A 13,779-nucleotide genomic window follows, 5' to 3' on the forward strand; every position below is an offset into this window, starting at 1 on the left:
TGACCGCGTCCCGGAGCATCTCTCGATCGGCGGGCAGCCGTACAGCCCGGAGGCCGGCGGTCACCGCCGGTCACCTCTCGTGGCGGTGACGAGCCGCGCAATGCGCTGCAACGGCCCGCCGCCGGTGCCGTGCGAAGCGGGCAAGCCGACGGCGCCTCGGGCGCGATGCCTGTTCACAGCGGTGCGGTCGCCGCCGGTGGCACGTCGCAGCAAACTGGAGGTAACGGGTGCGTTCACCGTGTTCCCCGTGTTCTCGGAACCGGTGGCCCCGGTCCTGTTCAGGAGGTGGCCGCCCATGGCGGAGCAGACCAGAACCAGTGCGTCCGGGGGATCCGGACGAAAGGACGAAGCAACATTGCAGTCCGGTGAGACCGGGCCTGACGCGCCGCCGGGGAGCCGGGGGAAAACCACCCTCTCCGACAGCGTGGTGGCGAAGATCGTCGGTACTGCGGCACGGGAAGTGCCGGGCATCCACACGCTGGGCGGCGGACTCGCCCGCACCATGGGCGCCGTACGTGACCGGGTCCCCGGCGGCCGCGGGCAGGTGACCCGCGGAGTGAACGTGGAAGTCGGTGAGCGCCAGACCGCCGTCGACCTCGACATCGTCGTCGAGTACGGCCCTCCCATCACCGAGATCGCCGCCGACACCCGCGAGAACGTCATCGCCGCGGTGGAGCGCATGACGGGTCTGGAAGTCGTCGAGGTGAACATCGCCGTCGACGACATCCACCTGCCGGACGAGGAGGACGAGGAGGAAGAGGGGCAGGCACGAGGGCGCGTGCGCTGAGGGAGGGGCCTCCCCACAGCGCCACTTGAGCAGGCGCAGGAGTGGGCCCGCTCGGCGACCCTCGCCCGGCCCGCGCCGACGAGTGGCACCGCCCGCTCCGCCGTCGGGCGCTGGCCACATGTCTACGGGGCGGTGCTCGGCAGGGCTCGCTCACGCGTTCCTTGGGTGACGGGACGTCACCAGGCGTGCGGAGGCGTGCTGTCGCCTCCGCCGAACGGGCGGCCTCCCGGCCGTGGCGTCGAAGCGGGCGGGAAGGGGCGTGGTGGACTGCACCGGCGGTGACCGCGCCGGCTCGGCCCACGGCACGGCGCCGTTCACCGCGTTTTTCCGATGGCGCGCCGAGCCGGGAACAGCTACGACCTCGTTCGATCGACGCCATGAGAGATCGATGCCAGGAGAGGACGTGCGATGCGCACCCGGGCGAACGAGTCCCTCGCTTCCCTGTGTTGTGCGACTGAGCGGTCCGACTCCGGTACGGCTCCGTCCGGACCCGGCAGGGCTCCGTCCGGTCCGGTGCGCGGGCCGGACTCCGCGCATCCGGGCGTGGCGCTTGAGGGCAGTGCGGAGCCCGAGGTGGTGGACGCCGACGTCCCGGGCGCCGTCGACGGTGTCCTCGCGGCCGTACTGAGCGAGCGGGTCGCCGGCGCGGCGGGGATCGACGAAACCTTCGCGAGGGACCTCGCCGAGCGCGTCGCGCGCTTCACCCTGAACGGCGGGAAACGTACGCGCTCGCAGTTCCTGTGGTGGGGGCTGCGGGCCTGCGGCGGCGGCACCACCTCGGTGGACGTGGCGGCAGCCCTGCGCATCGCCGCCGGGCTGGAGCTCCTCCAGACCTGCGCCCTGGTGCACGACGACGTCATGGACGGCTCTCCGCTGCGCCGCGGGCGGCCGGCGGTGCACGCCGACCTGACGGCGCAATACGGCGACGGCGCCCGGGAGCCGTTCGGTACGGCGGCCGCCATCCTCGCCGGGGACCTCGCGCTGGCCTGGGCCGACGACACCGTCACCGACACCGTCCTGGCTCCCGGCCCGCGCCGCCGGGTGGACGGGATCTGGCGGGCCATGCGCACGGAGATGGTCGCCGGCCAGTACCTCGATCTGCACAACCAGGTCACGCGCAGCCGTTCGCGGGAGCAGGCGATCCGCACGGCGTCCTTGAAGAGCGGGCGGTACTCCGTCGAGCGGCCGCTGACCCTCGGTGCGGCCCTGGCAGGGGCCGATGAGCGCACCACCCGTGCCCTGGCCGCCGCGGGCCGCTGCGCGGGGATCGCCTTCCAGCTCGGCGACGATCTGCTCGGTGTGTTCGGCGACCCGGACCGCACCGGAAAACCGTCCGGCGACGACATCCGGGAGGGCAAGCTGACCTACCTGGTCGCCGTCGCGAGGGCACGCGCGGAGAGCGCCGGGGACCAGGCGGCACGGGCACTTCTCGACCGCGCCCTCGGAGACGCCGGCCTGTCGGACGACGACGTGGACCGGGTGCGCGACGTGCTCGTGACGAACGGCGCCCGCGCCGTCGTCGAGGCCGAGATCGGCCGGCTCGCCGCAGACAGCACGCGCCACCTGGACGAGGCAGGCGTGGCGCCGGTGCCGGGCGGCCGCCTGCGGGACATGGTGTGCGCCATCGCCGGTAAGCGGGCCGCCGACGGCCGGCGGTGCGCCCCGGGCCCGCCGGACGGCGGCGCAGGCCCCGGCGGCGCAGCGACCGTCACCGGCGCCGTCAGGAGAGGTGGCCGATGAAGGTACTCAGCGGGCCCACGGACCACGTCGTGGTCGTCGGTGCCGGGCTCGCCGGGCTGTCGGCGGCCCTGCATCTGCTCGGCGCCGGGCGCCGGGTGACCGTCGTCGAGCGCGACGCACTGCCCGGCGGCCGCGCAGGTCGCATCGAACGCAACGGCTACCGCATGGACGCGGGACCGACCGTGCTCACCATGCCGGACCTCGTCGAGGAGTGCTTCGCGGCGGTCGGCGAACGGCTCGGCGACCGGATCGAGCTCGTCGCCCTGCACCCCGCCTACCGCGCCCGGTTCGCCGACGGCACCCAGCTGGACGTGCACACCGGCGCCGAGGCGATGGAAGCCGAGGTCGAGCGGTTCGCCGGGCCCGCCGCGGCGGCCGGCTACCGGCGGCTGCGCGACTGGCTCGAAAAGCTGCACCGCGTCCAGATGCGCCGCTTCATCGACGCCAACTTCGACTCGCCGCTGCAACTGCTCCACCCCGACCTCGCCCGGCTCGCGGCCCTCGGCGGCTTCGGCCGCCTGGACGCCCGCGTCGGCCGGTTCCTCGCCGACGAACGGCTGCGCCGCGTCTTCACCTTCCAGTCCCTGTACGCCGGCGTGCCGCCCGCCCGCGCCCTCGCCGCGTACGCCGTCATCGCCTACATGGACACGGTCGCCGGGGTGTACTTCCCCCGCGGCGGCATGCACGCGCTGCCGCAGGCCATGGCCGACGCCGCCGCCGACGCAGGCGCCGAATTCCGCTACGGCCAGGACGTCACCCGGCTGGAGCGCGCCGGTGACCGGATCACCGCCGTCATCACCGACCAGGAACGCCTGCCCTGCGACGCCGTGGTCCTCACCCCGGACCTGCCGGTCAGCTACGGCCTGCTCGGTCGGCGGCCGCGCCGCCCCCTCGCGCTGCGGCACTCACCCTCGGCGGTGGTCCTGCACGCCGGCACCGACCGCACCTGGCCCCAACTGGCCCACCACACCCTCTCGTTCGGCGCCGCGTGGCAGAGCACGTTCCATGAACTGACACGTACCGGACGTTTGATGACGGACCCTTCGCTGCTCATCACCCGCCCCACGGCCACCGACCCGGGACTCGCGCCGCCCGGCCGCCACCTGCACTACATCCTGGCCCCCTGCCCCAACACCGACATCGGACCGGGCGCCCGCGAGTGGCAGGACCTCGCGCCCCGCTACCGGGACCGGCTGCTCGCCACGCTCGACCGCCGCGGCCTCGGCGGCTTCGGTTCCGCCATCGAGGAGGAGTGCCTGGTCACCCCGGCGGACTGGACCGCGGCCGGGCACGCCGCGGGCACCCCGTTCGCCACCGCGCACACCTTCGCGCAGACCGGCCCCTTCCGCCCGCGCAATCTGGTGAACGGCACCGAGAACGCCGTACTCGCGGGCTGCGGCACCACCCCGGGCGTCGGCGTACCGACGGTCCTCCTCTCCGGCAAGCTCGCCGCCGCCCGCGTCACCGGCCCCCGGCCCCGGCGCCTCGCGTCCGCAGCCCCCCGGCCGGCGGCGAAGGGTGTGCCGGCATGACCGACCGGGAACTGGACGCCGCGGGCATCACCGATCCGGCACTGCGCGCCGCCTACACGCGGTGCCGGAGCCTCAACGCCCGGCACGGCAAGACCTACTTCCTCGCCACCCGGCTGCTCCCCGTCGCACGACGCCCCGCGGTGCACGCCCTCTACGGCTTCGCGCGCTGGGCCGACGACATCGTCGACGACCTCGACAGCGACGCGACCAACGCGGAACGCGGCCGCGCCCTCGCCGCCCTGCAACAGCGGCTGGAGTGCGGGCTGCGCCACGGCGACAGCACCGAGCCGGTGGTCCGGGCACTGACCCACACCGCGCGCGCGTACGGCATCGACCACCGCCACTTCGCGGACTTCATGGCGTCCATGCGCAGCGACCTGGAGGTGACCGACTATCCGACCTTCGAGGACCTGAGCCGCTACATGCACGGGTCGGCCGCGGTGATCGGCCTCCAGATGCTGCCGGTCCTCGGCACCGTCGTCCCCCGCGAGGAAGCGGCGCCGCACGCGGCAGCCCTCGGGGTCGCCTTCCAGCTCACCAACTTCCTGCGGGACGTCGGCGAGGACCTCGACCGCGGCCGTGTCTATCTGCCCGCGGACCTGCTCGCCGCCCACGGTGCCGACCGTGAACTCCTGCGCTGGAGCCGGGCGACGGGTGCCCGGGACCCGCGCATCACCGCTTCCCTCGAAGCCGCCGCCGACCTCACCCGCGGCATCTACCGCCAGGCGGCCCCCGGTCTCGCCATACTCGACCCGGTGTCCCGCCCCTGCATCCGTACCGCGTTCGTCCTCTACGCCGGCATCCTCGACGCCGTACGCGATGACGGTTATGCCGTACTGCACCGCCGCGCGGTGGTGCCCCGCCGGCGCCGCGTCGCGGTGGCGCTCGACGGCCTGACGCGCGTCGCCGCCGCCCGCGTGCGCGCGACCGGCTTCCCCCGACCGGAAGCGGCGTGCCGGCTCCCGGCTCCCGGGCGCACCCACGAGGAGGCGGCTTGAGCGCGGACCGCGCGTGGCGCGGGCGCTATCCGCTGCGGCTGCGTCGCCGCCCCGTCCCTTGGGAGCAGCAGCGGCCCACATGGCAGGACGCAAGGCCCGGCCTGATCGCCGACGCCTTGAAGCGGGCGACGGCCCGCCCCTCCGGGAACTGGTACGTGGTCGGTGCCGCGCGCGACATCACGCCCGGCCGTCCCTTCGGCCGTACCGTCGCCGGCAGGGAAGTGGTGCTCTGGCGCGACGCGGGAGGGCAGCTGGTCGCGGGACCGGGCGCCTGCCCCCATCTGGGTGCGCCGCTCAAGGACAGCCCGGTGCGCTGCGGCACTCTCATCTGTCATTGGCACGGACTCGCCCTGGACGGCGCGCCGTTCGCGGGCTGGGAGCCCTTCCCGGCGTACGACGACGGCGTGCTGGCCTGGGTGCGCCTGGACGAGGCGGGGGCGGAGGAGCCCCTGGACCGGCCGGTTCTCCCCGAGCGTCCGCACCCCGCCGGAGCCGTCGCGGCGGTCTACACCGGCACCGGCGTGTGCGAACCGCAGGACGTGGTCGCCAACCGGCTCGATCCGTGGCACGGAGCGTGGCTCCACCCGTACTCCTTCGTCGATCTCAGCGTGGTGGACGTGCCCGCCGAGGGCCGGGGCGGGGACGGGTTCGTGCTGGACGTCTCCTTCAAGGTCGCCGGACGAGCCGTGGTGCCGGTTCGGGCGGTCTTCACCGCGCCCGAGCCCCGCACGGTCGTCATGCACATCACCGAGGGGGAGGGGCGCGGCTCCGTGGTGGAGACACACGCCACCCCGCTCGGGCCGGATGACCGGGGCAAGCCACGCACCGCGGTCATCGAGGCGGTCGTCGCCTCCTCCGACCGGCCCGGGTTCGCCGTGGCCCGAGCCGCCGCGCCCGTACTCCGCCCGTTGATGCGGGCGGCCGCCGGGCGACTGTGGCGGGACGACATGGCTTACGCGGAACGGCGTTGGGCCCTGCGCAGCAGCGGCCGCTTCCCGGGCTGATCGGCACGCCGGCGCGGCACGCCGCACGGGGCGGTCCGCATCAGCCGGCTCCCAGTCGCGCCACGGCCCGCAGAGCCGCCGAGCGGCCCTTCTCCGGGACCGTCCACAGGACCTGGCCCCGCACGCCCCACCGTTCCAGCAAGGCGTTCGCGGCGAGAAACCCGGTGGTTGCCGCCCGCTCCATCAGCGCCACCGGATACGGCGTGTGCACCACATCGCCCGCCATCACCACGGACGGATCGGGGGTGCGCACCGTGGGCCGGTCGCAGAAGCCGCCCACGGGGAACAGCGGGCAGTCGGCACGCCACTCGTGTCGGGCGTCGATGACCCTCGCCTCCCGTGTCTCGGGGTACACGCGAGCCAACTGCTGTACCAGGCGGTCCTGTTCGGTGGAACGATCAGCTCCGGGGTCGACCGCGTAGGCATGCAGTTCCACCACCGATCCGCCGGTGCGCGCTGCCCAGCGGGCCGCCTCGCCCTCCCAGCGCTCCAGCACGCTGACGTTGTCCAGCGGACCGTAGCCGCTGGTGCCCAGGAACCCGGGCCGGTGCGCCGCCACCGGTCGGTCCAGCCACAGCCGGGACACCAGGAACGGGGGCGCGGTGCGCAAGCGTGCCAGGCGTGCGCGCCACGGCGCGTCGCCCAGCCGTGGCGACGCGCCGGCCAACCGCCGCAGGCCGCCGGTGTCCAGCGCGAGCACCACCGCGTCGTGGTGCCGGGTGCGGCCCTCCGCTTCGACGACCAGCCCGCCGCCCACCGCGGGCTGCACGCTTGTCACCTCGACCCCGGCACGCACCTGCGTGCCGTGCCCGGTCAGATAGCGGGCCAGCGGTTCCCACAGCGCCTGCGGGTACGGCTCGTCGGGCACGTCGAAGAGCAGTCCCTCGCTGGAGCCGAGAAAGTAGATGTGGAACATCAACACCAGCTCGGCGGCGGACAGTTCCCGCGGATCGGCGAAGAAGCTCCGGGAGAACACCTCGAACGCCAGATGGTGAGCGGCCTCCGGGAATCGGATGCGGGCCAGGAACTCCCGTGCGCTGAGGTCGTCGAACCGCTCGTACACCTCCGGCACCCGCACGTCGAGCAGCGGCAGCGCCGCCCCCGGATTCAGCCGCAGCAGGTCCTGCCAGCCGAAGGCGGGACTGCGCGCGACAAAACCGAGGGCGCTCCACGGCGGGGTCCGGGGCACCCGCGCGAAGCTGTCGTACATCCCGCCGCTGTGCCGCAGCGGATAGTCGGGCAACGCGGTGAGCATGCCGAGCGCCGGGTCCGCCCGGCGCAGCAGTCCCCGCAGGTTGTAGTACTGGCGGAAGAACGCGTGAAAACCGCGGCTCATGGTGGCCCGGGAGCCGTCCGCGAGCTCCACCGGCCAGCCCGCGAGCCGGCCGCCGAGGTGCTGCTCGCGCTCGTACAGCGTCACGCGCGCGCCGCGTTCGGCCAGAGCCGTGGCCGCGGCGAGTCCGGCGATGCCGCCGCCGATCACCGCCACGCCGGGTGCGCTGCCGCCGCCGAAGCGGCCGCTGCCCGGCGCCGGCCACACCACCCGCGCCCGTCTGTCCCTGCCGCGCGCCGGGACCGCGCCGGCCGCCTCGACCTCGCGGGCGTTCACCGCCCTCCCTCCGCCGACCCCGGCGCGCGGGCCACGAAGGTGTGGGTGATGCCGGTCTGCCACCCCGGCATCGGCAGTACCCGTACGTCCGTGAACCCGGCGCGGGCCACCCGCCCGCCGAACGCCGGCGCGGTGTCGAACTCCACGACGCTGCGCCACAGGTGTCGGTACAGCTCCGCGTCCCCGGTGAGCCGACCGGCCGGCATCACGATGCCGCGGCACACCGCCGTCCACAGCGCGCGGTGCCCTGCGCTCCCGCCGAGGGTGTACTCGTGAACGGAAAGCCGGCCGCCGGGCGCGAGCAGATCGCGCAAGGCGGTGAGGACCCCTTCGGGGTCGGTGACATTACGGAAGAGATACGCCGCGAATGCGGCGTCGAACGGCCCTGCCACGCCCGCCGCGCCCATTTCCTCCACCGAGGCGTGCACGAACGACACCGCGCGCGGCCAGGACTTGGCGGCTGCCCGCTCCAGCATCCCGGCCGACGCGTCCACCGCCACGATCTCGGCCTCGGGAGCCGCGGCGAGCAGCGCGGCGGTGGAGGCGCCGGTGCCGCAGCCCAGGTCGAGCAGGCGCATGCCCGCGCCGTCGGCGGGCAGCCGCAGCCGGCGGGCGGAGCGCCGCAGATCATGGTGGTAGCCGGGATTCACCGCCACCAGCCGGTCGTAGGCGCGGGAGGCGTGGTCGAAAGCCGCGGACAGCTCGTCATCGCGCAGCAGGGTCATATGACGCTCTCTTCCTGGTCGCAGGGCCGGTCCGGACGGCCGGACGCGGATCGTGCCGGGGACGGCCGCCGGGGCAGCCACGGAACTTCGAGGGCGGTACGCACCATCGGCGCCATGGGCGTGTGCAGTCCGATGAGGAGTTCCTCCCACACCCGGGACCGGCCGTCGAGGAAGCGCAGCATCCGCCCCATCGGCAGGGCGCGGAACAGCCCGGTGAAGAACTCCGCCCCGTCCACCCGCCCGCTGTCCAGCGCGCGCAGCAGCACCGCGTCCATTGCCAGGGACCGTCGTGCGTGCGGGGGTGGCGGCGACGGCGGCCGCCCGGCCAGGAGATCGTCCGCGATCGCCGCGGACTGACGCTGTACGGCGGCGAAGGTGTATCCGGTCGAGGGCCGGGTGGCGCCGCCCGCCGTGCCGATCCGCAGCACCGAACGGCCCGCGCGGCGCGGGAAGCGGGCGTCGGTCATCGGGATCACGCCCTGCTCCACGGCCGTGACGCGGAACTCGCCGAGCCCCAGGACGTCACCGGTGTAGTGGCGCAGCGCCCGGTCGTAGGCGTCGTCGTCGCTCACCGCGCGCGAGAACTCGGTGTATTCCACCAGCGCTTCCCGGGGCCCCAGCGGCAGGACGTAGCCGAAGGACAGGCCGTGCGCGGGCTGCCGGGTACGGAAGTCCATCAGGTCCGCGACCCGCGGATCGAAGGCCGGGCGGGCGGTGCGGAGGAACCAGCCCCGGAAGTGCTGGAGCAACGTCGTGCGCGCGGGCGGCAGATGAGGCGACGGACGGGAGTCGAAGGCCCACCGGGCCCTGATACGCACCGGGTTGCCCGCCGTGTCCTGCCCGTGGACCTCCGCGCCGCCGGGCGCGTCGCGGACGCTGTGCACCGTGGCCTCGACCCGGCGGAACCCGTCCGCGCGCGACAGCCGCTCCCCGGTCAGGGTCTCGAAAGCCCTCGATCGGAGCATCTTGTACCGCAAGGGCGCCGGCCGCCCCACGGTGCAACCGCCGTCCCGGCCCCGTACCCGCAGCTGCTCCCACGACGCCGACAACGCGGCGTCGTACTCGCCGCCAGGCGCCTCCCAGAAGCACCAGGTGCGCTCCGGCGGTCTGAGCGGCCCCCGGGGCGCGTCGACGAGGACGACGGAGGGGCGTGAGGACCCGGCGGCAGCCGTGCAGAGGCGGTACGCGAGCGACAGACCGGCCGCACCCGCACCCACGATGACGATGTCCGCGTCCCGCACCGCACCTCCTCCCGGACGATCGGCCGGCCGCTGACGCCCGGCCCCGACGATCTTTCCGCAGAGCGGACGCGCACCGGCGCAGGCGGCGCCCGGGAAGGTGAGGTTCTGCCTCTCGCGGCCTATTGAGTGCGACCCTTGGCGCGTGCCGCCGCCGCGCCCGGAAGGCGTGCGGTGGCGGGACCCGCGTGTGCGCGGGGCCGCGCAGGTCCGGCGCACGGCCGCATGTCCGATGCCCGGGGGAGCCCGGGGAAGGGGGCCGCCCCGTACGCACCAGGTGTCTCCGCACCTCACGCAGGTGCCGCCAGTGGCGAGGAGCGGAGAGTGACCGTCCTCTTGACCGTGCGCCATCAACCGGTAAAGTCTAGACCAATTGGCGGGCCGCCTGCGGCCGTCCATGCCCGGTGTCGGCGCCGGGCGGGACTCCGCGCGGGGGCGGTCGCCGTGGAACACCTTCGCGTCATCCACCCCCCAACGAGGCTTCCCGGGGCGGACGTTCGGCGCCCACCGGTGGCGCCAGGTCCCCTGTTCCCGCGCGGCGGCCTCCCTTCGCGAAAGGGTTGACATGAACAGGAAAAGAAGGCTGGCGCTCGCCATCGGCGCGGGCATCGCTCCGCTCCTCGTCGTGACCATGCCCGCGAGCCCGGCGAGTGCGCACGGCTATGTGTCCTCGCCGCCCAGCAGGCAGGCGCAGTGCGCGGCGGGCACCATCGAATGCGGCCCGATCAAGTGGGAGCCGCAGAGCGTCGAGGGGCCCAAGGGGCTGACGAGCTGCAGCGGCGGCAACAGTCAGTTCGCCGAACTCGACGATGACTCCAAGGGGTGGCGGGTCACCCCGGTCGGCACGTCCGCGACCTTCAACTGGAAGCTGACGGCCCGGCACTCCACCAGCACCTGGCAGTACTTCGTCGGCGGCCGGAAGGTCGCCGAATTCAACGACGGTGGCGCGCAGCCGCCGGAGACGGTCTCCCACAACGTCAACTTCGGTGGGGCGACCGGCAAGCAGAAGATCCTGGCGGTCTGGAACATCGCCGACACCGCCAACGCGTTCTACGCCTGCATCGACGTCAACATCGGCGGCTGACCGCAGGACACCGAGTGTCGCCCCGCTGCCGTTCCGGGCAACGGGGCGACAAACCTGTCCGGGGCCCAGGATCGGCCTCCCGTGCCACCTTCCCCGATGGCCCATGACGGCGGGTCACCTTGCCGAGATGCTCACAGGCCGACCCTGCCCCCGCACACACAAGCCACCCCATTCGCAGCGGAGTTGAGGGGGCGCCAAGGGCTCGGTCGTGCTATTCCGGCGAATCGGATGGACGGTGCCACGGACGGGTACGGAGAGACGGTAGGCGGTGCGTACGGCACGAACGGTGCGGGACGGTGCGGCAGGTGGGGGGCCGTACGCGGACGCGGAGCGGGCCGGGCGGCGTCCCGGCGGCCTCCGGGTGTGCGGGCGGGCGCCGTACCCGGCTCCGGCCCGGTGGAGCGCGTCGGTTGCGTCAGACGCACCCGTTACGATCGGCCCATTCGTGGCCGTCGTCGTGGCCGTCGCCGGGAGGAAGAGATGGGCCTGTTCCGCCGAGGACCGAAGCGGGATTCCCGCGACCTCGCACGCGATGAGGAATTCACCTTCTTCTCCGAGCGAGAGGGCGGCGTCTTCAGATCGCAGGTCCGGCAGGCCTTCGCCGAACTGGGGCTCGAAGTCACCGCCTACGCAGGGGTCGTCACGGACTCCGCGGGCCGCCAGTTCGGCCTCGGCAACCTCGCCGCGGTGTGCCACCGCGACCGCCGCGGCGAGCGCAGCTGGCCCGGCCTGATCCGCGACCACGTCGGCAAGGTCCTGCGCACGATGGACGGCCCGCAGCCGCTGGAGATCCTCTCCGAGGACGAGATCCGGGCCTGCCTCTACCCCCGCGTGGTCGCCCAGGAGACGCTGCCCGCCTCGGACTCCTTCCGATACGGCAAGGAGCCGGCTCCCGGGCTGCGCGAAGTGCTCGCGCTCGACCTGCCCGAGGCGGTGCAAATGCTGAGCGAGGACTCCCTGACCGACCTCGGGGACGTCGCCGAGCTGCGTATTCGCGCGATGAACAATCTGCGGGCGCTGCCGGTCGAGGGACACGAGACGGTGCGGCGCGGCGACGGATCGGCCTTCGAGGTGTTGCTCGGGGATTCCTTCTTCACCGCGAGCCGGGTGCTGGTGCTGGACGAACTGGTGCAGCGGATCATGGGATCCGAACTCACCCAGGACGGTGCGCTGGTCGCGATGCCCTTCCGGCACCAACTGGCGTTCCACCGCATCCAGGACGCCCACGTCATCCCGGCGCTTCAGGCCATGGCGCAGTTCGCGGCGGCCGGCCATGAGGACGCGGCGGGGGCGATCAGCCCCAACGTCTTCTGGTGGCGCCGAGGCGTGATGACCCCGCTGAGCGAGCCGGACGGCGAGGGCCTGCGCGTGGTCGTCGACCACGACTTCCAGGACATGCTGGAGCGATTGGTGGGAGACGACGCCTGACGCCGGGCACCCGGGTGAAAATCTCTTCGCCAAATCTTCACGACCCGGGAACTCGCGCCCCCGCCTGCCCGTTGTCCGTGGTGAGGCCCCGCGCCATCCCCCGTGCGCGGGGCCTCACCAGCTTTCCCAGCTTTCCCAGCTTTCCGTTCCGCGATCGCGCCGCCGCGGCCCTCACGACACCTGCGGGCCCCGTGGCCTTGCTCAGTCGTCGAGACGTTCGGTCTCCTCGTCGGTGAACAGCCGCGAGCGGATCAGGAACCGCACCCCCTCCGGCGCCTCCAAGGAGAAGCCGCTGCCGCGTCCGGGCACGACGTCCACCGTCAGATGCGTGTGCCGCCAGCGCGCGAACTGGTCCCCCGACATCCAGAATCCGACCGTCTCGGGTACCCCTTCCACGGCCAGCCGGGCCAGCAGCACATCCGAGGAACCCGTACGGAACTCGCCGGCCGGGTAGCACATGGGCGCGCTGCCGTCGCAGCAGCCGCCGGACTGGTGGAACATCAGCGGCCCGTGCTGCTCCCGCAGCAGGCGCAACAGTTCGACGGCCGCCGCGCTGAGCGCGATTCGCGCGGTGCTGCCCTCCGTGGCCGCGGCGTCCGGGGCGCCTGGGGGGCGCGTGGTGTCCGGGGTGGCGGCAACGCCGGCGGCGTCCTGCGCCGCCATCAGCGAACCGGCCGCTTCGCCGAGCAGCTGACCCGCAGGTTCTTCTTCTCGCATCGGCACACGCCTGGTCCCTTCGCTCGCCGGCCCACCGGAGGTCCCACCCGGGCGACGGCGGGAGCGCGGCACCGGCCAAGCCCCTGAACGGCCGGAGCCGCCTGCCTTCCGCTCGCCGCATCGCCACAGGACAGGAGTACCCAGCTAATGCTTCCCAAGGTTGCGTGGAGGTTGCACGCCCTGGGGGCGCCGCTCGTCTGCGGTACGGGACCGTGCGGTACGGGCCGACCCTGCGGTACGTGAACGAGAAACGACCAGGGCCTCCCGCCGCCCTTGGCGAGCCCGTCGGGTGAGCCGTGTCTCACCCGGCCGGTGCCTCTTGTCTATGCAACGAGTTGCATAGAAGGATCGGGGCATGGCGCTCGAGCACGCGATCCTCGTCTCCCTGCTGGAGAAGCCGGGCTCCGGCTATGAGCTGGCCCGGCGGTTCGATCGGTCCATCGGATACTTCTGGACCGCCACCCACCAGCAGATCTACCGCGTTCTCAAGCGGATGGAGAGCGACGGCTGGATCGATGTGCGCGAGGTGCCGCAACAGGGCCGGCCGGACAAGAAGGAGTACTCCGTCGCCGACCTCGGCCGGACCGCCCTCTCCGACTGGCTGCACGCGCCGATCGAACCGGAGAGCGTCCGGCACGAGCTCGCCGTGAAGATCCGCGGCGCGGCCTTCGACGACCCGGCCGCGCTGATCCGCGAGGTCGAGCGGCATCACCAGGCGCACACCGACCGGCTCGCGCACTATCTCGCGGGGGAGCGGCGTGACTTCCCCGACCCCGAGGCCCACGGGCCGCCCGACGCGGGTCAGGAGCTCCAGCATGTCGTGCTGCGCGGCGGCATCGCCTACGAGCGCATGACGCTCGCCTGGCTCGACGACGTCCTCGCCACCCTCCGCCGACTCGATCCCGAGCACTGAACCC

General features: G+C 73.5%; 12 protein-coding genes. 8 read left to right on the forward strand and 4 right to left on the reverse strand.

Annotated features, from left to right (window positions below; genetic code table 11):
• Positions 1-295: 295 nt before the first annotated feature.
• From ACH4FH_RS18240 to ACH4FH_RS18260, 5 genes are all read left to right on the forward strand, one after another.
• Positions 296-787 carry an Asp23/Gls24 family envelope stress response protein gene (locus ACH4FH_RS18240; protein WP_398556869.1) on the forward strand — a complete coding sequence of 164 codons (492 nt, stop codon included), beginning with the start codon at positions 296-298 and terminating at the stop codon, positions 785-787.
• Positions 788-1,330: 543 nt separating this feature from the next.
• Positions 1,331-2,527 (forward strand): polyprenyl synthetase family protein, encoded by a 1,197-nt coding sequence (locus ACH4FH_RS18245; RefSeq protein ID WP_398556870.1) that lies wholly within the window; start codon positions 1,331-1,333, stop codon positions 2,525-2,527.
• The gene (locus ACH4FH_RS18250; RefSeq protein ID WP_398556871.1) at positions 2,524-4,059 is read left to right on the forward strand and encodes a phytoene desaturase; all 1,536 of its coding nucleotides are present in this window, start codon (positions 2,524-2,526) and stop codon (positions 4,057-4,059) included. The genes ACH4FH_RS18245 and ACH4FH_RS18250 overlap by 4 nt, the downstream gene beginning before the upstream one ends.
• Positions 4,056-5,057: a phytoene/squalene synthase family protein gene (locus tag ACH4FH_RS18255; protein WP_398556872.1), complete on the forward strand. Its 1,002-nt coding sequence runs from the start codon at positions 4,056-4,058 to the stop codon at positions 5,055-5,057. The genes ACH4FH_RS18250 and ACH4FH_RS18255 overlap by 4 nt, the downstream gene beginning before the upstream one ends.
• Positions 5,054-6,061: a DUF5914 domain-containing protein gene (locus ACH4FH_RS18260; protein ID WP_398556873.1), complete on the forward strand. Its 1,008-nt coding sequence runs from the start codon at positions 5,054-5,056 to the stop codon at positions 6,059-6,061. Before ACH4FH_RS18255 ends, ACH4FH_RS18260 begins: the two co-directional genes overlap by 4 nt.
• A 40-nt stretch (positions 6,062-6,101) precedes the next feature.
• On the opposite strand, the gene ACH4FH_RS18265 is transcribed toward ACH4FH_RS18260, so the two are convergent.
• The 3 genes from ACH4FH_RS18265 to ACH4FH_RS18275 form a co-directional block, all read right to left on the reverse strand.
• Positions 6,102-7,604, reverse strand: coding sequence for an FAD-dependent oxidoreductase (locus ACH4FH_RS18265; protein ID WP_398557105.1), 1,503 nt, complete (start codon positions 7,602-7,604; stop codon positions 6,102-6,104).
• A gap of 62 nt (positions 7,605-7,666) precedes the next feature.
• Positions 7,667-8,395 carry a class I SAM-dependent methyltransferase gene (locus tag ACH4FH_RS18270; protein WP_398556874.1) on the reverse strand — a complete coding sequence of 243 codons (729 nt, stop codon included), beginning with the start codon at positions 8,393-8,395 and terminating at the stop codon, positions 7,667-7,669.
• The gene (locus tag ACH4FH_RS18275; protein WP_398556875.1) at positions 8,392-9,636 is read right to left on the reverse strand and encodes a lycopene cyclase family protein; all 1,245 of its coding nucleotides are present in this window, start codon (positions 9,634-9,636) and stop codon (positions 8,392-8,394) included. Before ACH4FH_RS18275 ends, ACH4FH_RS18270 begins: the two co-directional genes overlap by 4 nt.
• Before the next feature lie 562 nt (positions 9,637-10,198).
• Here ACH4FH_RS18275 and ACH4FH_RS18280 point away from each other — a divergent pair.
• Positions 10,199-10,717 carry a lytic polysaccharide monooxygenase auxiliary activity family 9 protein gene (locus ACH4FH_RS18280; protein ID WP_398556876.1) on the forward strand — a complete coding sequence of 173 codons (519 nt, stop codon included), beginning with the start codon at positions 10,199-10,201 and terminating at the stop codon, positions 10,715-10,717.
• Positions 10,718-11,197: 480 nt separating this feature from the next.
• Entirely contained in the window at positions 11,198-12,145 is a 948-nt protein-coding gene (locus ACH4FH_RS18285; protein ID WP_398556877.1) for a hypothetical protein, read from the forward strand.
• 201 nt (positions 12,146-12,346) lie between these two features.
• Here ACH4FH_RS18285 and ACH4FH_RS18290 read toward each other — a convergent pair whose 3' ends face one another.
• On the reverse strand, positions 12,347-12,808 hold the full coding sequence (locus ACH4FH_RS18290; RefSeq protein WP_398557106.1) for a DUF779 domain-containing protein: 462 nt from the start codon (positions 12,806-12,808) through the stop codon (positions 12,347-12,349).
• Between the two features lie 409 nt (positions 12,809-13,217).
• Between ACH4FH_RS18290 and ACH4FH_RS18295 the strand changes: the two genes are divergently transcribed.
• Complete coding sequence (locus ACH4FH_RS18295; protein ID WP_398556878.1) at positions 13,218-13,775, forward strand: PadR family transcriptional regulator; 558 nt, start codon at positions 13,218-13,220, stop codon at positions 13,773-13,775.
• Positions 13,776-13,779: the final 4 nt, after the last annotated feature.

This window comes from Streptomyces sp. NPDC017993, from assembly GCF_044328065.1.
GTDB lineage: Bacteria > Actinomycetota > Actinomycetes > Streptomycetales > Streptomycetaceae > Streptomyces.

What these genes read in the sequence shown, in the direction of transcription:
- ACH4FH_RS18280 (WP_398556876.1), top strand. Translation starts at nt 10,199, where the DNA reads ATGAACAGGAAAAGAAGGCTGGCGCTCGCCATCGGCGCGGGCATCGCT.
- ACH4FH_RS18295 (WP_398556878.1), top strand. Translation starts at nt 13,218, where the DNA reads ATGGCGCTCGAGCACGCGATCCTCGTCTCCCTGCTGGAGAAGCCGGGC.
- ACH4FH_RS18290 (WP_398557106.1), bottom strand. Translation starts at nt 12,808, where the DNA reads ATGGCGGCGCAGGACGCCGCCGGCGTTGCCGCCACCCCGGACACCACG.
- ACH4FH_RS18270 (WP_398556874.1), bottom strand. Translation starts at nt 8,395, where the DNA reads ATGACCCTGCTGCGCGATGACGAGCTGTCCGCGGCTTTCGACCACGCC.
- ACH4FH_RS18250 (WP_398556871.1), top strand. Translation starts at nt 2,524, where the DNA reads ATGAAGGTACTCAGCGGGCCCACGGACCACGTCGTGGTCGTCGGTGCC.
- ACH4FH_RS18240 (WP_398556869.1), top strand. Translation starts at nt 296, where the DNA reads ATGGCGGAGCAGACCAGAACCAGTGCGTCCGGGGGATCCGGACGAAAG.
- ACH4FH_RS18255 (WP_398556872.1), top strand. Translation starts at nt 4,056, where the DNA reads ATGACCGACCGGGAACTGGACGCCGCGGGCATCACCGATCCGGCACTG.
- ACH4FH_RS18285 (WP_398556877.1), top strand. Translation starts at nt 11,198, where the DNA reads ATGGGCCTGTTCCGCCGAGGACCGAAGCGGGATTCCCGCGACCTCGCA.